The sequence below is a fragment of the Paenibacillus nasutitermitis genome (genome assembly GCF_014641075.1).
Taxonomy (GTDB): domain Bacteria; phylum Bacillota; class Bacilli; order Paenibacillales; family Paenibacillaceae; genus Paenibacillus_Z; species Paenibacillus_Z nasutitermitis.
On sequence record NZ_BMHP01000019.1, the window covers coordinates 1 to 22,128 of the forward strand.

The following is a 22,128-nucleotide window of genomic DNA, read 5'->3' on the forward strand; positions in this document are numbered from 1 at the left end:
AATTGGGATAATCTGTGTTTTCTAGAGTTCGTATAATTAATCTTTCTGTTAATAATTCCATCTTTAGCCTCCGTTAGAAATATAAATTCGTAACTCCTTTGCTTAAAAGCCGACCTAACGTATAAAACTATTTTACCATTCAAAAAAGTAAGTTCAATATTTTTCCGTCTAAAAGACAAAAGAAAAGACACCAGTCGGAACTTTTCAAATCTTTTATGTTGCTCTATTCGTTTTCCTCAAGTTCGTCTTTGAATACGCCAATCATCAATAACACCACGACCCTAAATCCGTACTCAAAACAGCTTTCAGCCTGCATACTTGATGATTCAGTCCCGAAAATCAGTATAGCAATGTGTTACACATTATATACGGGCAGATCTAAACACGCTAAAGCCGTTCTTTTATTGGGCCGAAAATAAGAGCAGCTATAAGGGAGCCATCGTTCAATGGGATGACGAACCTAAAGGCGTTAAGGAAGCCGTTAGACAAAATGCCAGAGAAAATCATGAAGGTATTTACATGACAAGTAAAAGTCGAAAACAGTCCAGTTCTGGCTGCGATCAAGGGTTTTTACAGGAGCATGCTGCGCTTAAAAATGTACTCTCATGAAAACCCGTTGGTGGATTTAGAATGGGAAAACTTGCATTACCAAAAACAGCTTATAAAGCTTGTTGGGTTGAATCTGAAAGAGAATACATCTGGAATGCACAAAGGACAGACCAAGATCACCAAGCGGGGAAGGAGGAAGCTACGAGCTTATCTTTTCCGAGTCATACTGCCGCTGGTATCGAAGAATAGGGCCTTTAAGATGCAAACGTTAATCGCGTTGAGAATCAAATTAATTCGAGTGATATTCAACATCATGAAAAAAGACCATGAGTTCAGTGAAGTAAAGATGTTGCAGGAAATCCTTCGATTAAATGTTATAGATACGGCAGCATATCTGACTTCCACCTCATGGACAGGTTGAATGAAGGAATGTGGGAGCGTAGACTCTGTGAGACTTGGGAGGGTTGACCTCCATGAGAGATATGGAGATCCATAAGTGCAACCATACTTTACCTAAGTAACCACTTTCTACTGAATAAGCGAGCTTTCATGAGTAAAGTTAATCTTTATAGAGGGAGGTTAGTAACAAAGGATAGCAATCATAGTTTTTCGTCGACGTCGCGGGCTTGACAGTGCGATTCGATTTGTGAATAATATGATGTAAGTAAGTACTAACAAAAGGAAAAGGGAGGAACGATTCGTGAACCAGGCAGTGAACACCGGCGACAAGTTGATATTGGCGGCAATCGACTTGATTTCGGAACAAGGGTACGACGGGACTACGACGAAGGAGATCGCAGCGGCGGCCGGATTCAGCGAAGTAACGCTGTTTCGGCATTTCGGCAGCAAAGAGGCGCTGCTCGTCGCCGCGTTCGAGCGGTACCATTACGCCGGCGAAATGACGAAGCTGTTCAACGAACGGCTGACGTGGGACGTGCGGACGGATTTGCTATTGATCGGACGGACGTACCATTCGATCATGAACCGAAACCGGAAGCTACTCAATATCTTGAATAAGGGCGGCATCCGGTTGCCCGAGGAAGTGCACAAGCACGCTTCGCAGCATCCGGTCCAACTGAAGATTCTACTGAGGAATTATTTCTCGACGCTCCTTGAACAAGGGAAAATCGCCCAGGTCGATCCGGAAATTACGGCCATGTCGTACATGTGGATGAATTTGGGGGCGTTCAGCAGCAACTTGGTGGAGTCGTCAAATTCGGACGTTACGCTCGACACGTTTATCGAGCGGAGCGTCGATCTTTTCGCTAGGGCGTTGGCTCCCTAGTTTTTCCTTGCATATAATGAAAGTTAGTACTAACACACATTAAAATGAAAGGATGTTGTCCACATTGCAGATTTCAACCAAAGAACTCGCCGGCCGGCGCATCATGCGCGTCATGTTTTTTACAGCCATCTTTAGCGCGATGAGCGTGCTAACGTTTAACATCGTGCTGCCGGAACTGAGAGCAGAATTTCAGATCGACTTGGCCCAGGCGAGTTGGCTTTCCTCCGGCTATCTTCTCGTTTATGCGATCGGAAGCGTCGTTTACGGTAAGCTGGCGAATCGGTACCGTCTGAAAAATTTGATCACGTTCGGGCTGCTCGCGTTTGCCGTCGGCTCGCTGATCGGCTTCACATCGTCGGGGTTTTGGCAAGCGTTGGCCAGTCGCCTCCTGCAAGCGGCCGGCGCGTCGGTCGTTCCGGCGGCGGCGATGCTCATTCCGATCCGTTACTTTCCGCCGGAGCGGCGAGGTGGGGCGATGAGCATGACCGCTGCAGGTTTGGCGCTCGGCACCGCGCTCGGTCCCAGCGTTGCCGCGCTGCTGCTCGCCGTCCTGGATTGGCGCTGGCTGTTCGTTCCGCCCGTCCTCATTTTGGTGTCGGTGCCGTTTTTTCGAAAATACGTGAACGACGAACCCGCTCCGAGTCCCGGGAAGCTTGATTGGCTCGGGGGGGCGCTACTTGCCGTGACGGTCGCGCTCGCACTGCTTGGCGCGACCTATTTGTCGGGGTGGTTGTTCGCGGCGGCGGCCCTGACGCTGTGCCTGCTCGTTTGGCGGCTTGTGACCGCGTCCGAACCGTTCGTGCAGCCGGCGTTGTTCCGGAACCGGAGCTACACGAGCCGATTGGCGATGGCGGCCCTGATTTCCTGCGTCGCGAGCGGAATGGCGTTATTGCCGCCGGTGCTGCTCGCCGACGTCTACGGGCTCGGGTCCGAATGGATCGGCTTCGCGCTCGTGCCGGCCGCCGTCATCTCGTCCGCACTGAGCCGCATTGGCGGGAAGCTGGCCGACCGGAGGGGGGACGCCAGCCTGTACACGGTCGCATCCGGGCTACTTATGCTCTGTTTCGTGCTGCTCGCTGCATTTTCCGGTACGGCGCCTGTTTGGACGATTCCGTTGTTCCTGGTATTCGGCAACGTCGGCCAAACGTTCATCCAAGTCGCCATTTCCAGCTCGCTATCCAAATCGTTGTCGAAAGAGCAGGCTGGCGTTGGCATGGGGCTGTTTCAGATGATGAATGGTATCGCTGCAACCATGGCCGCGATCGTCTACGGCTTACTGATCGAGATGGAAGCACGCGGCTGGAACCCGCTCGCCGCGGGTGCGAACGCCGGAATGTACGCCAACGTGTTTTTAGGCTTCCTGATCCTACATGCGGGATTGCTGGCGTATTACCGGATACGGATCCATCCGGGCCGACAGACTGAGCCGCAGCTGTCGGCCAAAGGGAGGTGAAGGTGTTATGGCGAAAACGGACGGAACTACACTAGTCGAAACTGTTCGTTCTTGGCCCGGCGTGTCGTTTCGGCCGCATCGGTTCGGCGGGACACTGAAGAAGGGAGTAAGCAGCCATTAATATCCGTTATTAAGCGGATTCTTGTTTAATCGGCCCATATTTACCTCTTGATTAGGTGAAGAGAACAGGGGCTGTTTGTTGGAGAAAGAATCATCAGTGCTTGTTAACGAGCACGAGAGCGTCATGATAAGGCTGCCATCAATTCATTCAATAGTGACAAGGATTTAACCGGATTAATGACATAACTGTTAATAACGTTACATAATGTCCAGGGATAGACGGTGTATGTAGTCCAGATATTGACGACTATTCTGGTATTAAGGGAAGGGGGAGGAACGCCTGCTGGCGTTCCTCCCATACCCATACCTACATCTCGATCTTATATGTTTCTTGCTTTCTAAGGTTAAATCGGACACTCCCCAAATCTACCAAAGAGGTCGTAGTGGGGAAGTTTGCATTGTAAGTCAATCCGCTGACGAATCGCCGTGTAGATTGCATCCTAAGTGCCGGGTGACAAGAACATGATCTCATTCCCGGCGGACTGCAGGAAAGTGGAGATCTTAACGACTACGCTAACGAAGAACGTTAGCTGCATAAAGACAGACAAACAAAGCAGGAGCCTTGGCGACCTGCTTTGTTTATTATTCGAGCCGTTCTTCTCGAACGGAAGCTACGGCTACCGTCCGGGGCGCAGTGCGCAACAAGCGATTCGAAAAGTCAAAACGTATGCCGGGCAGGGATACGGCCATGCGGTTGAAATCGATCTGTCGAAATACTTCGACACGTTGAACCAGAGCTTCTTTTGAAGTTGCTGCGCAAACAAATCCAGGATAAACGCATCATCGACCTGATCAAGAAATATCTGAAAAGCGGAGTCATGGAGAACGGCGTGCGCCGGGCAACGGAGGAAGGAGCGCCCCAGTGTGGGCCGTTGTCCCCACTTTTGGCAAACGTCTATCTGAACGAATTCGATCAGGAGATGGAAAGCCGAGGCGTGAGGGTCATCCGCTATGTGGATGACATCGTCGTGCTTGCGAAGAGCAAGCGGGCAGCCATGCGACTGCTGGGATCCAGCCGGACGTATTTGGAACAGAAGCTAAAGCTCCAAATGAACACGCGGAAGAGCAAGGTCGTCAGTGTTGTGGCGCAGAAACATGTCAAATTCCTTGGATTCGCGTGAGGGAAGAACGGAAAGGGCGTATACGTACGCGTACATCGCCAATCCCTAACCAAGGCAAAGAAGAAGCTGAAGGAACTAACGAGTCGAAGTCAAGGGAGAAATGCCCGACAGGTGATAGAGAACGTGAAAGTCTATATTCGCGGTTGGATCGGCTATTTCTACGTAGCAGACATGAAACGAATCCTGCAAGGATGGAACGAATGGCTGCGAAGACGGATGCGGAGGTAGATCTGGAAGCAATGGAAGAAGCCGAGGTCGAAGGTGCAAAACCTGCGAAAGCTGGAAGTGCCGGAGGGGCAGGCCTACTAATGGCTACTGGCGAATAGCCGGAAGCGCAGTATTGAATCGCTCTGTAACAAACGAAAGGCTCGCACAGGCAGGGTAATATGACTTCCCTGCCCAGTACGAGCGTTTACGTCAATTGCACTCAAGCGGTTGAACCGCCGTATACCGAACGGTACGTACGGTGGTGTGGAAGGTCGGCCACTCAATTTTGGGCTTTAACGGGAGTTTCGTTAAGAAAACAGTGGTCAGACAAACCATACTTACGGCCGGAGCATTAACCGAAATCGTACCTGTATTACCGGAGTTTACAAATCCTTCATTCGACAATTTGCCGCTGCCGTCGGCATTCCAAATGACCACAATAAAATTCGTGTTGGCCGGCAAATCTCCGATGCTGAACGACGCCGCGTCTTGATCGGTGCTTAACGCGAACAGGGTCAATTCGCTATTCGGACCTTTATACGGAGTGATCAGTTTGGCCCCTGAAGTGCCGTTGTAGCCGAGCACCTGCCAACCTACACTTGTTGCATTTCCAAAGAGCCATTCCATGTAGTAAGCAGGGCGAAGGGGCCAACGATCCTGACCGGGTTCTGGGTTGAATTGATATCCAATCAGCGAGTAATCCTGATAGCCCATATCATACTGGGCGCGGATATTGGTTTCGCTAATTGGCGTATAGCTTCCATCGCTGTTTTTGTAATAACCGAAAAGTGTTTGCTTCAGAGCGCCATTCTGATATGGATTTGGATCAAAAATTTTACTGCCGTCGTCATATGTTTTTTGACCCCGAACGCCCTACTCAGTAACAAATAGCTGTTTGCGCTTTTCCGGTGCAATGGTATTGTAATTTGCTTTAATACCGATCAACCGCGACTCGTTTCTCCTATCAACGTGGTCATAAGAAGCTTTTTTCATCTCAAATTCTCCTCTAATAATCTCTCTTTTTCACTAGTATTCCCACAAAAAATAGATTCTAGAACTCTAACACAGAAAAGAGAAATTCATAGGATTCAAAATCAAATAATTAAATGTTTATAAAACTGAATACTTTAAACGACGCGTTCGGATTGTTCAAATTGAAACAGTGTAGCTATCCTTTAAAGTCATCTGATCATCCAATTATATAAAGACCTACAGAAATTCTTAGTCTTCAAATGTTTGACAAAAATTATTTATGTAACTATTATGATTACATAAAGAGAGGGGTGATCAAAGTCAAAATCAGCGCTAGATTCTCTGTAGCGATTCATATACTGAGTATGTTGTCGATAGGAAAAAATACTATTTGTACTTCTGAGCTGGTGGCGAGCAGTGTAAAAACAAATCCGGTAGTTATTCGTCGAGTAACCGGTATGTTGAAAAAAGCAGGCTTCGTCAATGTAAATTTAGGTTACGGGGGAACAACTCTTTTAAAGCCAATTGACCAGATAACCTTGCTTGACGTATATCGGGCGGTTGATGTTATGAAAGAGGGGCAGTTGTTTCAGATTCATGAAAATACAGAACTGTCCTGCATTGTTGGAGCTAATATTCAAAATGTTCTTTCGATTATATTTAAAAAAGTTGAAATTTCTATGGAAGATGTTCTCGCTAGCTTCACCATACAAGATGTTGTAGATGATTTAATAAAAAAAGGCACAGTCGGATAAATGTCTTTTTTTTAGATCTTTATGTAACCGTAACGGTTACGGTTACATCGAATCGAACGCTCAGGTATCAATGCTTCAAACAATATTCAGATAGAAAGAGGGCATTGTTTTTGACTGTGTTGATCTTGTTCTTTGAGCCGGTCATACAACTGGTAAAGGATTCGGAAAATTTTGTGATCAGTTTCTGGTTGTAAGGTTAAGCAAATTATAAATCAAAATTAAAAGGGGAAATTAAAATGGGTAAAATTCTTATTACTGGAGCAACAGGTAATCTCGGCAGCAGGACACTAGATCTTCTGCTTAAAAAAGTTCCGTCAAATCAGGTCGCTGTATTGGTACGTGATCCAGAATCTGAAAAAATAGAAAGGTTTGTTAAAGAAGGTGTGGAAGCGCACCGTGGCGACTATTTTGATTATAACTCTCTTCTACGAGCTTTTGATGGTGTTGAAAAAGTTATGCTCATTTCCGCGGTAGCATTTACCGATCGCAATACACAACATTTCAACGTCATCGCTGCTGCAAAGCAGGCTGGGGTTAAGCAAGTGATCTTCACGTCGATCATACGAAAAGAAAATTCAAATCTTATTTTGCCCGAAGTAACGATGTCAGACTTATTTGCTGAACAAACGCTTAAAGCATCCGGATTAGACTATACAATCCTGCGGAATCCACCATATCTTGAAGCCATGAATTCGTTCTCTGGAGATGCACTTAAATTTGGAGGTGTGCGAGTACCAGAGGGTTCCGGTAAAGTAGCCGCTGCATCTCTGGATGATTTGGCGGCAGCCAACGTGGCTGTTCTCACCCAAAACGGGCACGAAAATAATACATATCATCTAAGTGGCAGCGAGGCAAGTTCTTTTGCAGACATCGCTGAAGCCATCTCGGAGATTAGTGAGGAAAATATCACTTATGCGACCATTAGCGAAAATGATTATCTTGAAGTCATGGGCCGGCCTGCTGTTACGAATGATTTCTTATTAGGCTGGGTGCGAGCAATCAACTCTGGAGAATTCTCGGAAACGTCTGGGGATCTTGAACGTCTAATTGGCCGAAAACCAATGACATATAAGGAATTCTTTAAAAAACAAATATCCCTTTCTAAAGTTGAAGATTGAAAGCTGGCATGTTACTAACGTAACTCTGTATAAAAAAATTGAGTTGTTTGCAAGGAGGACATGCTATGGCACGCAAAGGGCTACGCATCATCCAGTATCGCTTCGGTGATCCTCAAAAGGTTCTTGAGGTTGAGTCCACGACTTTTGACTGTAAGCTCGGCGAAGGTGAAGTATTGGTCAGAGTTGCAAGAAGCGTCATTCATCCGGGTGATCTCCATTTGATCGCCGCAAAAGGCTCCAACCCTTCGGAGAAGTTGCCTGAAGGCCGATTGCCTGGCCTCGAGGCAGCAGGAGTTATCGAGGATGCCGCACAGGGTGCGCTGGATGGAACTGGTTTAATGGTGGGCATGCGCGTGGCATTCTTCTACCCGGGGGCTTGGCAGAGCTATGTGACCGTTCCCGTCCAGGCTCTGGTGGCCTTGCCCGATGATATGTCCGATGAGATCGCGACGCAAGTGCTCATTAATACCATCACAGCCCGGCAGGTGCTTCGGGCAGCATTGGGTGAACTCGAGTCACGCCCGGCGTGGCTGATTCAAACTGGGGCATCATCTTCGGTGGCGAAGATGATTACTTATTTTGCCCTACAGCTAGGAATCGCCCCCATCCGCCTCGTGCGCTCCAAACAGTCTGGTGAACATCTGGAAAGGGTGCTGCCTGGTGGGATTGTGATCTCCACTGACGTTGATGGTTGGCAGGCTGAGGTGCGCAAAGTAGCTGGGGATGACATTATTCTGGCCGTTGATGGGGTTGGGAGCGACATGCTCGCAGAACTATGCGACCTGTTGGCTGTTAAAGGCCGCATCGTTTCCTACGGCGCTTTAGCAAATGGATCGTCAGACATGACCGCTTTTTCTGGCAAGGCACTTACACTGGCCGGGGTCACAATCATGACCTGGCAGGAAGATGTAACGGCAGAAGAGCGTATGCAAGACATGAAAGTAGCCATTGAGATTGGAACCCATGCGAAAACGATGTTATCAAGATACACGGAATTTGATTTATCTGAAATCCACCATGCAGTGAAAGCTGTTAGTGCGCCTGAAAAAAAAGGAAACATCCTTTTGAAATTTTAATTATTGCTCCTGCGGCACTGGTTACCCCTTCAGGGAACCAGCGCCGTTGCTAGAAGTTCTTGTCGTCCGACAGCATTCATTTGAGAAGGGTTCACTAATAAGGTTTTCCTCAATTCCATACATATGTATAAAATACAACGTAATATTAATTTACAAGTTTCGTTGACGAGTCTATAATTCTACTGTATTTTCATATATTGTTACACATCATATGTGGACATCCGTTCAAAGAAACGGATATGTCCACTTTTTTTGTGAGAATGTATATGGGAGGAGGGGGGAGAAAATGGCTTCGTTTTTTCATGTATACCGTCCGGAGGGAGTGAACAGCAAATACCGCCTTATCGTTTTTGACGATTCGAAGGAGGCGTTCATTCCTCTGACTGAGTTTTACAATGACCAGGTCAAAAGGATCAGTGAAAGTTCCGTAATCGCTTATTTGAACACCCTTGAACCGTTCTTTTATTGGTTAAAGCACAAAGGTCGCTACAGGGCCAGTAAGGTCTGTTGGGATGACGAACCGGAAGCCGTTAAGGAAGTCGTCAGACAGTATTTGTTAGATCAGATGCACTGTAAGATCCGAGGAAGAGACGGACATGAAGGCGTATATTTGACGAGTAAAAGCTCCAAAACGGTTCAACTGTTCCTGTCCGCCATAAAAGGGTTTTATAAGACAATGATTCGCTTAAAGAAGTATCCCTATGCCAATCCGCTAATCGATTTGGAATTCAAAGATAGTCTTTCTGAGCAGCCGGGGGAAAGGGGAAACCGACCAAGAATGCCAAAGGCAGCCGGCACTGAGGAACCACTCTCCTTTAGAAAGCAAACGGATTCTTACTTTAAGATCATTAATGAAGAATGGGTTCCTGAGATCATCGGTGATTGGGATCTGCCATATCGTATTTATCAAGCTGGGGACACCGACGGATGGCGGTTACTGGATGAAGTGATAACCCGATTTATGTTCGAAACAGGGGCGAGAATATCCGAGATAATACCGAGGGCTGAAATGATTTTCGCAGATAAAATAACTACCTACTTAGGCGCAGTGTTGGATGTGGCCACGGTGAATTTGCACTACAATTTGCACTAAATGCAAGAGAAGTTACAGGGATTGACATAGTAGAGGGGTTTGTTAAAACTGGAAACAAAACTAAATCAATAGAAAACATCAATTTTATGGTTATTGATGCGAATGGTGGGATCATTTTAGGGTTCTACCATGCTGGTAGTCACGGAGCTTTAAGAGAGCTTTTCCCAGGTCTATATTCCCAGATACCAAAGCCAGAAGCGAATGACGAAAATAATTAATTATTATCACTTGTTAACAGCAATAGCTTCGTAATTTAATTCAATTAACGAGGTGAATTAAAAAAGCAGCAGTTCTTGGACTTTAATTCCAAGACTGCTGCTTTTTCTGCGTAATTGTTAACTCAACGAGGGGGACTTTTAGAACTTATTATTGTGATGTATCGAAAATACACATTATATAATGTTGTTGTAACAATTGTAGGATGACAAGAACATATATCGAATGAACGCGGCATAGTTGCGGCGTTTTTTGTTTAAACGATATAAGTTCTTGTCCAAAGTCACTGACAAGAACTTATATCGTTAGCCGATAAGGGACAAGAATTTATATTGTTTGCCGTAGGTGACAATGTTTCTCACTCACTCATTTAGAAGATTATTCGCGAGCCTGCCACAGACGCGTTCGGCCGGCTATAGCTCGGAGCCGCCTCGATCACCGTTGGTGCCTGGCACCGCCGCGGGCATCGCGGCCAAGCTTCTTTTTTCGATTAGACATTTGAGTTGCTTTTTTTGCCAAATTTAAAAAACTAAGGGATACTTTGAAGTCGCATCTTGAAGCTTCCGAATAGAACTCGAAAATCAAAACAGCCTGCACAATCATGTCAGGCTGTTTTTGAATTTAAGCGCTTTGTGCAACGAAAAAGTCTGCTAGTTCTTCTTCTGAGAATTGTTTGCCGTTTTTGAAGACGCGCATGATACCGGCGGAGATTTCGTCGATAAGAATGATTTGATCATCAACCATCCCGATTTCGAATTTGATGTCTATCAAGTCAAGGTCATGCTTGGCAAGGTCGTCTTTGATGATACCGGCGGCTTTCAGACAGAGGGCTTTGGTATCATCGTATTGATTTGAAGTCATGGCCGGTCCAAAGTCTGGGTTGGTCAAGAATTCTTTTGAAATTCGTGGATCTCCAGCAGCATCGTGTTTGGTAGTTACTTCAAAGAAATCGGTAAGCTCCTGACCTTCTTTGACATAGTCAGGATAGGTCCGCAGAATGCTACCCATGGCTTTGAAGCGGACGATGCATTCCAATCCGTGTCCGACTTTCTCAGCTTTTTTGAGCAGAATATTTTTCTCTGTAAGGTCAGCATCTAAGAATGCCGTCGACAGTCCTGCGGCCTCAAACATTTTAAAATAGTGAACGCTGGAAATGATGTTCTTCAGACCAATTCCCGCCACTTCGCCAATGACTTCGTTGGCACCCGGGTCTTCAACCACAGTAACTGTGCCGTCAGGATTCTGAACCTTCCAACCCGTTACACTATCTTTTGAGTGAAGCACGATGGACTTCTCGTCATAAGTATAAACATCTTTCGTTTTCCCCACATAAATCCGTTCTAAATTAGCAAGTTTTAAACTCATCTTTTTTCACCTCAGCCTAATATTTTCATTTTCCATCATACCATATGTAAACTGGAAGAGGAGATATATACGAACACTTATGCAGATTTGATCGTAAATAAGCACATCATCCAAGCAGGCAGCTAATGTAGGAGGGAAATGTCGGACGACAAGAACATCAATACAACGGAAGTCGCATAAACTGCGGCTTTTTTATTTTTTGTATAGAAGTTCTTGTCGTTTACTCAAGACAAGAACTTCTATACAAAGCCGTATTAGGACAAGAACTCCTATACACTGCCGTAGGCCCAAATTACACGATTTATTAAGCTCCCTCGGTAAGATTAAGTTTTCTCACGAATGCTCGCTTATTCGCAGGATTTCACCCTTGTTAGGCATGTATGAAGGACTCTCGGGTGACCACTTCATAGACCTGGACAACATGGAGGCGTGAGGAAATAGAGAGGGAGACTATTCCCCCATGTTCTTCCATATCCTGCACGTATTCTCCACGCCGTCCCTGGAGGCTTTCACTCCCATGAAAAACATCGTAAAAGAGGCCCAGATTGGGCCGAAGGCGGAGGCGGCCGAGGACGGTTTCTTGTATCGACTCGTATCGGAGAAATCCGTTTACGCCGAAGGCGAGAGAGTGGAGCTTTATGCGGAATTGGAATACGTGGGCGAAGAGCCAGAAATCGAAATCGCGCACGCCGCTTCTCCGTTTTCTTTTCCGATGAAAGAGAAAACGAGAGGGTTTGAGATCGGATATATGATGGATCAACCTCGTCTCGTTACCACTTTAAAAAAGGGAGAGCCCCTAAGGGAGCAGTATAAAGTCAGTGGCGGATATGGATCGCAAGATCCGAAGGAATACGTTGATTTCATTAAAGCAAGGAATGATTCGTACGCTGAGCGTCTGAGAACAGAAATAAAGGGCATTCCACAAGATCTTAGATCTTTTGGGACAGCCCCTGATTAGGAGATTGTTTTACGACTGTATAAGAACAACAGGTACGAATAAATCATGAAGTTGCCGTGTAAAGGTCAGAACCATATCATTACCATCGCGTTCTATCTTTATCGGGCTACCATCAGCCAGCAGGGAGGCTTCGCCCTCTATGAATACATCCTTTACTTTTATGGTTAATCCGCTGGGATTACCTAAAATCATCAGGTAAATATTATTGTCCTTTTTGGTAAACCGGATCGCCTCATCTGTCTCTGTAATGGCTTCTGCCCGTGTCCAGGGACGTGTACCATAAACGGCATCACCATTTTGTTTCAGCCAATCCCCGAATTTAAATAAACGACTTCGTTGTTCAACCGGTATTTGTGCGTCTTCACCACGAGGACCTACATTCAGCAGTAAATTCCCATTTTTGGACACCGCATCGAGAAAATCTAATAATAATGACTCAAAGGAGGCATAGTCTTCTTCACTCTCATTGCGGTTATAGCCAAATGAATTGCCGATCCCACGCGTCATCTCCCATTTTCTCGCTTGGATATCCGTGTATTTCGTATACTCCGGCGTAGCGAAATCGCTATGGGGAATGGCAGGTTGTACAAGGGCACCGTGAATATCGGGATTTTTCTTTATCATTTGTTTTACCATCATGTCCATCATGGCTCGTACAGGTTTCAGGCTCATAAACTTCGTGCTCGAACTGGTATGCTTCCAGCGGTCGTTGATCACACCGTCAGGAACGACTTCATAATAATAGGCAAACAAACGGAATAGTGCATCTAGATCGGTAGGCCAACAGATATCGTTCCATAGAATATCCGGACGATAACGCTTGATTAACTCACGGACTTGGGCATCGGCGTATGCAGGGTAATCACCGCCAGGTGTAGAGAAGGAATAATCCATAAACGTCCTGGATATCCTTCGCCGAAACGTCCAGTCAATTCCGCCCGAATAGTATATACCGAAACGCATGCCTTCCTTTCGAACAGCTTCAGCTAATTCCCCTATAATGTCACGCTTGCTGAACCAGTCCTGCTCGTGTGGATTTCTAACCTCCGTAGGCCATAGGCAAAAACCTTCATGGTGTTTGGAGACGATCACTACATATTTTGCGCCGGCGTCGCTAAAAATTTTGGCCCAAGCAGAAGGATCCCAATGCTCTAATTCATCCATAAACATGGGTTTGAATCCCTGGTAGGGCATGTTGCCATACTTAGCTTTATGGTATTTAGCAGATGGTGAATCAGGGTCTTTGATCGCATTCCAATATCCTTCAGCATATGGGTAGTCTAGCAGTGCACGATCATAATTTGTTTTCAAAGTCTCCTCTAAACTGCCCAAAGGCGCAAAACCAGGAATAGAATATAGTCCCCAGTGTATGAACACACCAAACTTAGCATCTTCAAACCATTCTGGAACGGGATGAGTATTGAGGGACTCTTTGGTTGGCTGATAGGTTAAATTATTCATTATCTTACAAACCTCCTTTCTGGTTGGATTGGGATGTTAAATAATGATTCACCGACTGATCTATAAAAGATTGAGATGCATCCATGAGTTCGCGGTCTCCTTCAGGCCATGAGGCTCGATCCTTCTGAACCTGTGTAAAAGCGCGGATTTGCTCGGCATCTCCTTCGGTTACATCCACAACCATAGTCCAATAATCCTTGGCCAAGTCTTGCGCAGCTGGATCATCTGGTGCCGTCCCGGACTCGGAAAGCGTTACGGCTTTGAAGGCTAACACTCTCCAGGTATGGTACAAATCGAAGGCGTCTTGATCTTTTGCAAAATGCTTGCCGAGGATTCCATTCTGGTCGTCACTGAAAGGGTATTGACCCCAATCCGTTAGATTACTGTTTCTCAAGGTTTGGATAAAGCTGGTCAAAAGCTGCCACGATGGGTAGTTTCCCGCAGCAATGGCAGTACGACATGCTTTGATCGCGGCAATGCTTGCATGGGCGTCTTCTATTTTTTTATAGAGTACAACCTCTTGCTCGTGTAGGGTTTGCTCGATTTGAGATAACTTTGGACGTTTAACGACTTTGTCACGTATTTCTTGTAAGGAAAGTCCTAAAGATTTGTAAAATATGATCTGCTCTAAACAGAGCAAATCTTCCTCGGTATAATAACGACGTCCACCATCCGTGCGACCGGGTGTCGGTAAAAGCCCGATATTGTCATAGTGCTGAAGTGTTCGTACGGTTACGCCGGTTGCAGCGGCCAGTTCGCCGACCAAATAGATTTTGTCTGTTCCATCCATAAGTTTCACCTCCATTTCCATTACAACACATGACGTAACGTAATGAGCAAGAGCGGTGATGCTAGTGGCATGTTTTGTGATGTAATGCTTGATATTCATAGGAATGGGTAGTTTAGTAGGGGAGGTTCTGTATATATATTACCCTAAGCGTGGATCCATATAGCGTATAATAGACAAGTGAACAATAACTTAACAATGTTGATGAGGTGAAGAAAGTGCCCACACAATCCGAAATGAAGGCAGTTATGCATCAGTACATCGATGATGATTATGCACAACAACAATCTAATGTTGCCCGTTAGTCATCCATGCAGCGCAAGACCAGCGCTGCACCACAGAGGATGAAAATGGATACCAGTGTACTATACTGTTTGTATGGCTGGCGAAGAAGGTCGATAAGCTATGGTGCCATAGAGCCCAACCGTTAGTCTGACTCCGACCACCACGGTGCATCACAGAATGTCGCACCCTATACGGGTAGCACTCATGGGAGATTAATCCATTTTTGGTTGTTGCACCAGCCTAGCCTTTATTTGTTGTCAATGATGGTTTTTGTTCTTAAAGGATCTATCAAACTTCATAGGATCACTCCAGAGGCTCAGCCTTTTTTGTTTTAATCAAACTTTATTACAAATTATCAAACTTAATTCAAAAGCTACAAAACCACTATCACTGTAACTAAGTAAATAGCATACCTCGTAGGTCGATGATTTAAATATTTTCTCATGCAATCACTCCTTCACAAAATAAAAGATTTTGTACATATGTACTGTTTGGCGTTGAACTCCCATGAAAGCTAATAGGACACGAGAGCTCAATCAACTACATTATGAGGTGAAGCGTATGAAAAAACAGTCACTAGTTCATCCAGATGGTCGAACCGTAACATTACTCAATAGCGGCGCTGACGAGCATGGACAATACCTGTTGGTTGAACACAAGATCATTCAGCAAGGTTCGATGAATGGTCCACATTGGCATCCGGTTCTTCAAGAAACCTTCACGGTAAAAGAGGGACGGATGCGGTTTGTGATTGACGGCGAAGAAATAATTGTGGGACGAGGAGGACGGGTCACCATTCATCCCAATCAGGTTCATCAGTTCTGGAATGTAAGCGATGATCGGCTAATTGCACTGCACGAAGTTCGTCCCCCGGGACATCATTGGAAAATGTTTGAGTTAATTTATAAATTAGAATGCGAGGGAAAGTTGAACAAGAAGGGAGTTCCTTCAAACCCATTATGGCTTGGAGTCGCTTGGGAATGTATTGATGGTTATATTGAGGGTCCACCGCAAATTGTACAGACTGTTTTCTTGGGCGGTTTGGCACGGCTAGCCAAGCTTCTTGGATATCGAATATGATTATGCACAACAACAATCTAATGTTGCCCGTTAGCCACTCATGCAGCGCAAGACCAACGCTGCACCACAGAGGATGAAAATGGTTACAAACTATCCTATACTAATTCTATGGCTGGGTGAGGAAGGTCGATACGCTATGGTGCCAGTAGAGCCCATCCGTTAGTCTGACTCCAACGACCACGGTGCATCACAGACTGTAGCTCCCTTACGGGAAGCACTCATGGTAGATTAATCCTATTTTGGTTTTTGCACCAGCCTCCACTACTCGTAGCCGTAGAAAGGATCTTTTCAATGGAAATACTCATTGAGCGTGCATGTGGCATGGATATTCATAAGAAATCCATTACAGCGTGCATCATGACACCCGAAGGAAAGGAGATTCAAACGTTTTCCACTACAACGGTCTTTCTCTTACAGTTAATAGATTGGATTAAACAGAAAGGATGTACCACGTAGCGATGGAAAGCACTGGTGTTTTCTGGAAGCCCATTGTTAACCTTTTAGAAGCTGAAGACATTGAATTCTTGGTCCTGAATGCTCAACATATGAAGGCACTCCCAGGGCGTAAAACGGATGTCAAAGATGCGGAATGGATTGCCCAACTTCTTCGCCATGGACTACTGAAAGCTAGCTTCATTCCAAATCGATATCAACGAGAACTTCGAGAGCTCGTTCGTTATCGCCGAAGCATCATTGAAGAGCGAGCCCGACAGATGGTGAAGAAGATCCAGAGAAATACAAAATAAAAAAACCAGCTAACTCACAGCAATACTACTGCTATTACATTTTGTATGTTTGTTCACAAAAGTCGTCTTTTGTTCGTCAACATAAGTAAAGGCCGCGTAAATCTTAATAATATAGCATTAACTTGTCGGTGGACAAGAACATAGTCCCATAAGAGCCCGCGCCCAGCGCGGATTTTCTGTTTTAAGGGACCAAGTTCTTGTCCCAAGCTGAGGACAAGAACATTGTACCATTGCCGAAAAAGACAAGAACAATGTGTCATTTCGGATTAGATAATTATCTAATTATTATCATGATGGAGATCATGTGGTGAGATAAAAGCATATGAATTTTAGAATTCGCTTAAATAACGATTTTTTTGTATCATGAATTATTCCGCTAGATTTGACAGAGGAAGAGCAGAGAACATAGAAGATGAAAAAAAGAGAGCTGCCTCCCCATGCGATTAGTCATAGCCCCTATCTGAAAAACAAACCGACAACTGAAACAAGTCAGTTATCGGTTTGTTTGATATCATATGATCCAGGTGACCTGTGCTACTCCTTAATAAAGTCAGCCATCAATTCATGAATGATTTCTTTACTGCTCTTCACTTCAGTGATCAGATCGATCGCTGTATTGGTTGTGATGGTCCCCTCATCCAGCTTCCCATGCAACATGCTTTTAGACACACCTCCGTTTTCACTGATCCTCTTTTCGATATTTTCAGTTGATTCACCATTGCGATACATAGCCTCCAACTCACGAGCAAATTTATGCGGGGTGGAGCGTGAAAACGATGATACCATAATCAGATCTGAACCTTTGGATTGAACAATGTCCTGCTTCGTTGCCTCAGCAGCAGGGCATTCTTCAGAGGCGATAAACCGTGTTCCCAAATATACCGCTTCAGCTCCAAGTGCAAAGGCCGCTCTCACTCCACGAATATCATTTATGCCGCCTGTTGCCATAACCGGGATACTTACTGCATCCACGATCGTGGGAACAATCGAGAATGTGCCTATTTTGTTTTGGGGAATTGTTCCACCTTCATCATACCCCGTTGCAATGAGTATATCTGCACCATGCTGCTCAGCCATTTTCGCTGCTTCCGGGGAAGGAGTAAGCTCACGATGAATCCACTTGCTATCGTTATCCTTGATTTCTTTGACCATAGCTCTATTCACAGAACCAACGGTCACAAAATATCGTACGCCTTCCGCGACAGCAGCCTCAAATGTAGCTTTGGAATATGGATCTGATTGGCCGTCTGGAGGTAGATACAGATTTATCGCAAACGGTTTTTCCGTCAATGATTTAATCTTATGAATCTCATTGCGAATCCTTTGACCAACTTCGTCCGGACCGGAGGGTCGCGTTTGATAACCCGCATGAGGCCCCATTACTCCCATGCCTCCCGCATTGGATACGGCTGCGACAAGTTTAGCATCGGTCAACCAGGACATTGCTGCCTGTACAATCGGGTATTGTATTCCAAGCATCTCTGTAACACGATTTTCTGTTTTCATAATCATCCACCCCACTAATTAACTTGAATACATTAGCATTGTATAATTAACTAAGTCTTATATAATATAGACACTTGAAGGCAAGTGACAATTTTTTTGCCGTTGCTCATCATTTTGTCATCGGGTGGCATATTTTTTATTATATAATTAGCATTTAATACGACTAACGACTATCGATATGAATTGAAGGTGAAATAAACGATGCCCACAAAAGATATGACGAAGACCATGTTTGCAGAAGCCATAATTGAACTATTAAATCATGTGCCTTTTAAGAAAATCACTGTAACCATGCTGGCAAATCACTGCCGCGTTCCACGCCAGACATTCTACTATCATTTCCATGATAAATATGAATTGGTCAATTGGATTTACTCCTCGGATTTGAACAAAGTGATGGCGGAAAACGCAAACGAATCATGGAGCACAGTCACCTATCTTTTCTTTCAAAAGCTTAATGAGAAAAGAGCATTTTATAAAAAAGTCCTGATTGACAGTGGACAAAATTCCCTATTGGAGCATTCACAGACTTACCCAGCAAATTTGTTTCTAGCTTCACTGTCACAAGGCGGGCAATCTCCTGTAATTAAAGATCTGCAATTTTCCTTGAACTACCATGCCTATGCCTGTTCCAATATGACCAGACATTGGCTGCTCAGTGAACCGCACGTTACTCCTGAAGAACAGAATTGCAAAACACTCAGGGCTATGCCGCAAATGTTGCATGATGAACTGAATTGTGCACGATGGCATGCATGAATCATGTCCGCGTCAGGATGGGCGTAACAAAGAAGCGATTCAATCCATGAAATCTTTTACACCTCTGAAAATCTCGATGCTCGTTATGAGTAACCCTGATGAAAGCTACAAAAGTCAGTTGATAAATATGTGAAAAGATTAAGTTTTTAAAAACCGTTAATTTTCAAATGATGAAAATTAACGGTTTTTTTTATTTGTAGTAATAATAAAATGAAGGGAAGAACAACGTCAATCGTCAATGGGTACAAGTTCTTGTACTCAGATATGATACGCGGTAGCACTGATATGTGAGACTCTCCGAACAAATTGTAAGTTTTCAAATGAAAACTCAACAATGTATTGATACAAAGATTCTTTTTTGGATTTTGAAAAAAATTATTATCCAATTTAGTGAGAATTTTTTCAATGCTTGGCTGGAGATAGCAGGGGAGAGAAGTAACGAAATTAGCGCACCTTCTTGGAATGAAATAAATGAGATGAGAAATCGGTCTTTTCCAATAATAGCTTTTCAATATAATTTTATTGAGAAAAGCTCATCAAGTTGTGTTGAGTATCACCATTTAGAAAATGAAGAAATGCCAACTTACAAATATGTTTGCCCATATCAACACGAAAGTGCCATACGTAATACTTATACTATGAAGTCTTATACACCTCAAGCGGTTGCAATACTGATCAGAGGTGACAAAGATGTTGAAAATAAAACACTTCAAAAATCAGTTGACGCTTCTCCTGACATTAAATGTCAGGTGACAAGAACATGATCTCATTGAAGGCCGCGTAAATCGCGGCTTTTTTGTTTTATGGGGTAAAGTTCTTGTCAAAATCCAATGACAAGAACATTATCCCATTCCCGATTTTGACAAGAACATGATCTCATTCCCGACGGACTGCAGGAAAGTGGAGATCTTAACGACTAAGCTAACGAGCAGGATAGCGCAGTTATTTCACGCGAACAAACATCCCGCCAGAATGGGATGAGTCTGCAAGTCTGTGATGTGTACCTGTACAAAGGTGTTCTGCGCACATTTCTCGGCCATCTCGACCACCTGTTCCCTAATTTGCTGCAATTCATTTGAGCGAGGATGAGGAAACCGCTTGTACATTTGAATCTGAAAAGATTGAACTATGTACAAAGGGGGCTATTTGTGTTCGGTAATGACTTAGTGGATGCCTCTATACGCGTACGAGAGGGGGGATTCCAATTTTTTGTCCATTCCTCATTCTATATTTCATTATCTTCGTGCATATTTGGGCGTATATTCTCTTTTTGGGTCTGGTAAAGGGCCAATTCAAGGAACATCATTCAGATTTGACATTTTAAATTTATCCCGGTGGAGTAATACTTAAAGTAAATATTACGCAGAGGAGCAAAGATAATGGTAGTGGCCTTTAAACAAAGATTGCGAAATGTGAGCAAGAGTAAATGGCTTCTCTTTATGACGTTGCCAGGGATGATGTTTCTCTTCATTTTTAACTACATCCCAATGTTTGGACTGTTGATAGCGTTCAAGGATTATAAGTATTCACAAGGAATCTTGGGGAGCAAATGGGTGGGCTTTGATAATTTCAAGTTTTTGTTTGCGACAGAAGATGTTTGGAGAGTAACGTTTAATACGCTTTTATTGAACGGATTATTTATTATTTGCGGCTTGGTCTTTTCGGTAGCACTTGCACTCTTAATGTACGAAGTCAAGAATAGGGTGTTAAGCATGTTTTATCAGTCTACTTATTTCCTGCCATATTTACTTTCTTGGGTTCTGGTTGGCTATTTTGCTTACGCGATGTTTACAACTGAAGGTTTTGCTAATCAAATAATGAGCTGGTTTGGTTTGGAGTCTATCTCTTGGTATACGTCACCTGAATACTGGCCATTTATCCTGGTATTGGTTTCTATATGGAAAACGGCGGGTTATACAAGCATTATTTACTTAGCTGGGATGCTGGGGATCAATACAGAATATTATGAGGCCGCAAAACTTGATGGTGCGAGTAAATGGCAGCAGGTCATCAGTATTACATTGCCACTTCTTATGCCAGTTATAACCATTATGCTGTTGCTGCAAATTGGTAAGATATTTTATGCAGATTTTGGTTTGTTTTATAATGTAACCCGTGATTCGGGAATGTTGTACTCAACAACGGACGTAATAGATACGTATGTGTTCCGAATGCTGAGAAAAATTGGTGATTTTGGTATGGCATCAGCTGCCGGATTCTATCAGGCAATAGTTGGTTTTGTTCTTGTGTTTATTTCAAATCTAATTGTGAGAAAAGTTGATAAAGACAGCGCGCTTTTCTAGATATACTAATCGACTATAGCTTTATGGAGGAGTATTATATGAATAATACGTTGGCAAAAGGATTACTTTATTCATTACTAATGGTTTTAAGTATTATATGTATTATACCGTTGTGGCTTGTACTTTCAGCTTCATTTACTCTGGAAACCGAGCTGACGCTTAATGGGTATGGTTTGATCCCTGCGCAATTCAGCCTTGATGCGTATCGTTTTATTTTTAATGATGCTGGGCAACTCATAAACTCCTATATGGTGACGATCGTAGTGACGATACTGGGGACAATTTTTGCATTAGCGATTACTGCATTACTTTCGTATCCATTGTCACGAAAGGATTTTGTTTTTCGCAATTCATTTTCTTTTTATATCTTTTTTACTATGTTGTTTAACGGAGGACTGGTGCCATTCTATATATTGGTGAGCCAGTATCTGCATTTAAGAGATACAGTGTGGGCTCTGATTATCCCTTATCTAGTTCAACCATTTTATGTTTTGTTGATGCGTTCATTTTTCTCGGCTATTCCTACTTCACTAATTGAGTCTGCGAAAATAGATGGTGCAGGCGAATTATACATTTTTTATAAAATTATTGTTCCGCTGTCCAAACCAGTGCTTTCTACTGTAGGCTTATTCATGTCTTTAATTTACTGGAATGACTGGTACTTGGGACTTTTGTTTATCGAAAATCGGAACTTATTGCCACTGCAGTATTTGCTGATGACACTTATGACAAATATTGAAGTTATGTCTTCCAATTTTCAAGCAAGCTCGGGACTGGCAAGAATTCCTACTGAGTCTGCTCGAATGGCTATGGCTATACTTGCGGTGGGACCTATTGCGTTTGTCTATATGTTTTTCCAAAAGTATTTTGTCAAAGGTCTAACTGTTGGGGCCGTAAAAGGATAGAAAGGGGA

At 44.1% G+C, this 22,128-nt stretch carries 21 protein-coding genes and 3 pseudogenes; 19 read left to right on the forward strand and 5 right to left on the reverse strand.

The window, feature by feature from the left end; translation table 11 throughout:
- Nucleotides 1-559: 559 nt before the first annotated feature.
- The 7 genes and pseudogenes from IEY46_RS35590 to IEY46_RS36850 form a co-directional block, all read left to right on the forward strand.
- Nucleotides 560-970, forward strand: a pseudogene (locus IEY46_RS35590) (transposase); the annotation flags it as partial.
- 279 nt (nt 971-1,249) lie between these two features.
- Nucleotides 1,250-1,834 (forward strand): TetR/AcrR family transcriptional regulator, encoded by a 585-nt coding sequence (locus IEY46_RS35595; protein ID WP_229750763.1) that lies wholly within the window; start codon nt 1,250-1,252, stop codon nt 1,832-1,834.
- A gap of 64 nt (nt 1,835-1,898) precedes the next feature.
- On the forward strand, nt 1,899-3,287 hold the full coding sequence (locus IEY46_RS35600; RefSeq protein WP_189000973.1) for an MFS transporter: 1,389 nt from the start codon (nt 1,899-1,901) through the stop codon (nt 3,285-3,287).
- A 582-nt stretch (nt 3,288-3,869) separates the two neighbouring features.
- Nucleotides 3,870-4,154: a hypothetical protein gene (locus IEY46_RS36670; protein WP_229750764.1), complete on the forward strand. Its 285-nt coding sequence runs from the start codon at nt 3,870-3,872 to the stop codon at nt 4,152-4,154.
- A gap of 2 nt (nt 4,155-4,156) precedes the next feature.
- Complete coding sequence (locus IEY46_RS36675) at nt 4,157-4,528, forward strand: reverse transcriptase domain-containing protein (protein ID WP_229750765.1); 372 nt, start codon at nt 4,157-4,159, stop codon at nt 4,526-4,528.
- Nucleotides 4,529-4,594: 66 nt separating this feature from the next.
- Nucleotides 4,595-4,756 carry a group II intron maturase-specific domain-containing protein gene (locus IEY46_RS37180; protein WP_373288960.1) on the forward strand — a complete coding sequence of 54 codons (162 nt, stop codon included), beginning with the start codon at nt 4,595-4,597 and terminating at the stop codon, nt 4,754-4,756.
- On the forward strand, nt 4,729-4,854 hold the full coding sequence (locus IEY46_RS36850) for a hypothetical protein (RefSeq protein WP_268239564.1): 126 nt from the start codon (nt 4,729-4,731) through the stop codon (nt 4,852-4,854). The genes IEY46_RS37180 and IEY46_RS36850 overlap by 28 nt, the downstream gene beginning before the upstream one ends.
- A 91-nt stretch (nt 4,855-4,945) precedes the next feature.
- On the opposite strand, the gene IEY46_RS35610 is transcribed toward IEY46_RS36850, so the two are convergent.
- Complete coding sequence (locus tag IEY46_RS35610; RefSeq protein ID WP_229750766.1) at nt 4,946-5,449, reverse strand: hypothetical protein; 504 nt, start codon at nt 5,447-5,449, stop codon at nt 4,946-4,948.
- A gap of 518 nt (nt 5,450-5,967) precedes the next feature.
- On the opposite strand from IEY46_RS35610, the gene IEY46_RS35615 reads away from it, so the two are divergent.
- The 5 genes and pseudogenes from IEY46_RS35615 to IEY46_RS37185 all read left to right on the forward strand — a co-directional run.
- Nucleotides 5,968-6,462, forward strand: a complete 495-nt coding sequence (locus IEY46_RS35615; RefSeq protein WP_189000977.1) for an Rrf2 family transcriptional regulator — start codon at nt 5,968-5,970, stop codon at nt 6,460-6,462.
- A 236-nt stretch (nt 6,463-6,698) separates the two neighbouring features.
- Nucleotides 6,699-7,580 carry an SDR family oxidoreductase gene (locus IEY46_RS35620; protein ID WP_189000979.1) on the forward strand — a complete coding sequence of 294 codons (882 nt, stop codon included), beginning with the start codon at nt 6,699-6,701 and terminating at the stop codon, nt 7,578-7,580.
- Between the two features lie 65 nt (nt 7,581-7,645).
- A complete protein-coding gene (locus tag IEY46_RS35625; RefSeq protein ID WP_189000981.1) occupies nt 7,646-8,656 on the forward strand; it encodes an alcohol dehydrogenase catalytic domain-containing protein in 1,011 nt (336 codons plus the stop codon).
- A 322-nt stretch (nt 8,657-8,978) separates the two neighbouring features.
- Nucleotides 8,979-9,749 (forward strand): site-specific integrase, encoded by a 771-nt coding sequence (locus IEY46_RS35630; RefSeq protein ID WP_229750767.1) that lies wholly within the window; start codon nt 8,979-8,981, stop codon nt 9,747-9,749.
- Between the two features lie 17 nt (nt 9,750-9,766).
- A pseudogene (locus tag IEY46_RS37185) lies at nt 9,767-9,967 on the forward strand (hypothetical protein); the annotation flags it as partial.
- 619 nt (nt 9,968-10,586) lie between these two features.
- Here IEY46_RS37185 and IEY46_RS35640 read toward each other — a convergent pair.
- On the reverse strand, nt 10,587-11,330 hold the full coding sequence (locus IEY46_RS35640; protein ID WP_189000984.1) for a phosphoribosylaminoimidazolesuccinocarboxamide synthase: 744 nt from the start codon (nt 11,328-11,330) through the stop codon (nt 10,587-10,589).
- Nucleotides 11,331-11,847: 517 nt separating this feature from the next.
- On the opposite strand from IEY46_RS35640, the gene IEY46_RS35645 reads away from it, so the two are divergent.
- Nucleotides 11,848-12,288: a hypothetical protein gene (locus tag IEY46_RS35645; protein ID WP_189000987.1), complete on the forward strand. Its 441-nt coding sequence runs from the start codon at nt 11,848-11,850 to the stop codon at nt 12,286-12,288.
- A gap of 9 nt (nt 12,289-12,297) precedes the next feature.
- On the opposite strand, the gene IEY46_RS35650 is transcribed toward IEY46_RS35645, so the two are convergent.
- Together IEY46_RS35650 and IEY46_RS35655 are read right to left on the reverse strand one after the other, a co-directional pair.
- Nucleotides 12,298-13,749, reverse strand: a complete 1,452-nt coding sequence (locus IEY46_RS35650) for an alpha-L-fucosidase (RefSeq protein ID WP_189000989.1) — start codon at nt 13,747-13,749, stop codon at nt 12,298-12,300.
- A 4-nt stretch (nt 13,750-13,753) separates the two neighbouring features.
- On the reverse strand, nt 13,754-14,539 hold the full coding sequence (locus IEY46_RS35655; RefSeq protein ID WP_189000991.1) for a MerR family transcriptional regulator: 786 nt from the start codon (nt 14,537-14,539) through the stop codon (nt 13,754-13,756).
- Nucleotides 14,540-15,382: 843 nt separating this feature from the next.
- Between IEY46_RS35655 and IEY46_RS35660 the strand changes: the two genes are divergently transcribed.
- A complete protein-coding gene (locus tag IEY46_RS35660; RefSeq protein ID WP_189000993.1) occupies nt 15,383-15,901 on the forward strand; it encodes a cupin domain-containing protein in 519 nt (172 codons plus the stop codon).
- Between the two features lie 291 nt (nt 15,902-16,192).
- Nucleotides 16,193-16,635 (forward strand): annotated as a pseudogene (locus tag IEY46_RS35665) (IS110 family transposase); the annotation flags it as partial.
- 546 nt (nt 16,636-17,181) lie between these two features.
- On the opposite strand, the gene IEY46_RS35670 reads toward IEY46_RS35665, so the two are convergent.
- Nucleotides 17,182-18,153, reverse strand: a complete 972-nt coding sequence (locus IEY46_RS35670) for an NAD(P)H-dependent flavin oxidoreductase (protein WP_189000995.1) — start codon at nt 18,151-18,153, stop codon at nt 17,182-17,184.
- A 201-nt stretch (nt 18,154-18,354) separates the two neighbouring features.
- On the opposite strand from IEY46_RS35670, the gene IEY46_RS35675 reads away from it, so the two are divergent.
- The 4 genes from IEY46_RS35675 to IEY46_RS35690 all read left to right on the forward strand — a co-directional run bounded on the left by IEY46_RS35675 (nt 18,355) and on the right by IEY46_RS35690 (nt 22,120).
- A complete protein-coding gene (locus tag IEY46_RS35675) occupies nt 18,355-18,912 on the forward strand; it encodes a TetR/AcrR family transcriptional regulator C-terminal domain-containing protein (RefSeq protein WP_189000997.1) in 558 nt (185 codons plus the stop codon).
- 320 nt (nt 18,913-19,232) lie between these two features.
- Complete coding sequence (locus IEY46_RS35680; RefSeq protein ID WP_189000999.1) at nt 19,233-19,676, forward strand: hypothetical protein; 444 nt, start codon at nt 19,233-19,235, stop codon at nt 19,674-19,676.
- Nucleotides 19,677-20,291: 615 nt separating this feature from the next.
- Nucleotides 20,292-21,215 carry an ABC transporter permease gene (locus tag IEY46_RS35685; RefSeq protein ID WP_189001001.1) on the forward strand — a complete coding sequence of 308 codons (924 nt, stop codon included), beginning with the start codon at nt 20,292-20,294 and terminating at the stop codon, nt 21,213-21,215.
- Between the two features lie 38 nt (nt 21,216-21,253).
- Nucleotides 21,254-22,120 (forward strand): carbohydrate ABC transporter permease, encoded by an 867-nt coding sequence (locus tag IEY46_RS35690; protein WP_189001004.1) that lies wholly within the window; start codon nt 21,254-21,256, stop codon nt 22,118-22,120.
- Nucleotides 22,121-22,128: the final 8 nt, after the last annotated feature.

Bases quoted from the DNA above. Each gene is read 5' to 3' on its own strand.
- IEY46_RS36670 (WP_229750764.1), top strand. From the start codon at position 3,870: ATGATCTCATTCCCGGCGGACTGCAGGAAAGTGGAGATCTTAACGACT.
- IEY46_RS36850 (WP_268239564.1), top strand. From the start codon at position 4,729: ATGGCTGCGAAGACGGATGCGGAGGTAGATCTGGAAGCAATGGAAGAA.
- IEY46_RS35625 (WP_189000981.1), top strand. From the start codon at position 7,646: ATGGCACGCAAAGGGCTACGCATCATCCAGTATCGCTTCGGTGATCCT.
- IEY46_RS35655 (WP_189000991.1), bottom strand. From the start codon at position 14,539: ATGGATGGAACAGACAAAATCTATTTGGTCGGCGAACTGGCCGCTGCA.
- IEY46_RS35690 (WP_189001004.1), top strand. From the start codon at position 21,254: ATGAATAATACGTTGGCAAAAGGATTACTTTATTCATTACTAATGGTT.
- IEY46_RS35675 (WP_189000997.1), top strand. From the start codon at position 18,355: ATGCCCACAAAAGATATGACGAAGACCATGTTTGCAGAAGCCATAATT.
- IEY46_RS35645 (WP_189000987.1), top strand. From the start codon at position 11,848: ATGAAAAACATCGTAAAAGAGGCCCAGATTGGGCCGAAGGCGGAGGCG.
- IEY46_RS35680 (WP_189000999.1), top strand. From the start codon at position 19,233: ATGAAAACTCAACAATGTATTGATACAAAGATTCTTTTTTGGATTTTG.
- IEY46_RS35670 (WP_189000995.1), bottom strand. From the start codon at position 18,153: ATGAAAACAGAAAATCGTGTTACAGAGATGCTTGGAATACAATACCCG.
- IEY46_RS35660 (WP_189000993.1), top strand. From the start codon at position 15,383: ATGAAAAAACAGTCACTAGTTCATCCAGATGGTCGAACCGTAACATTA.
- IEY46_RS35620 (WP_189000979.1), top strand. From the start codon at position 6,699: ATGGGTAAAATTCTTATTACTGGAGCAACAGGTAATCTCGGCAGCAGG.
- IEY46_RS35650 (WP_189000989.1), bottom strand. From the start codon at position 13,749: ATGAATAATTTAACCTATCAGCCAACCAAAGAGTCCCTCAATACTCAT.
- IEY46_RS35610 (WP_229750766.1), bottom strand. From the start codon at position 5,449: ATGGGCTATCAGGATTACTCGCTGATTGGATATCAATTCAACCCAGAA.
- IEY46_RS35685 (WP_189001001.1), top strand. From the start codon at position 20,292: ATGGTAGTGGCCTTTAAACAAAGATTGCGAAATGTGAGCAAGAGTAAA.
- IEY46_RS35615 (WP_189000977.1), top strand. From the start codon at position 5,968: ATGTTTGACAAAAATTATTTATGTAACTATTATGATTACATAAAGAGA.
- IEY46_RS35640 (WP_189000984.1), bottom strand. From the start codon at position 11,330: ATGAGTTTAAAACTTGCTAATTTAGAACGGATTTATGTGGGGAAAACG.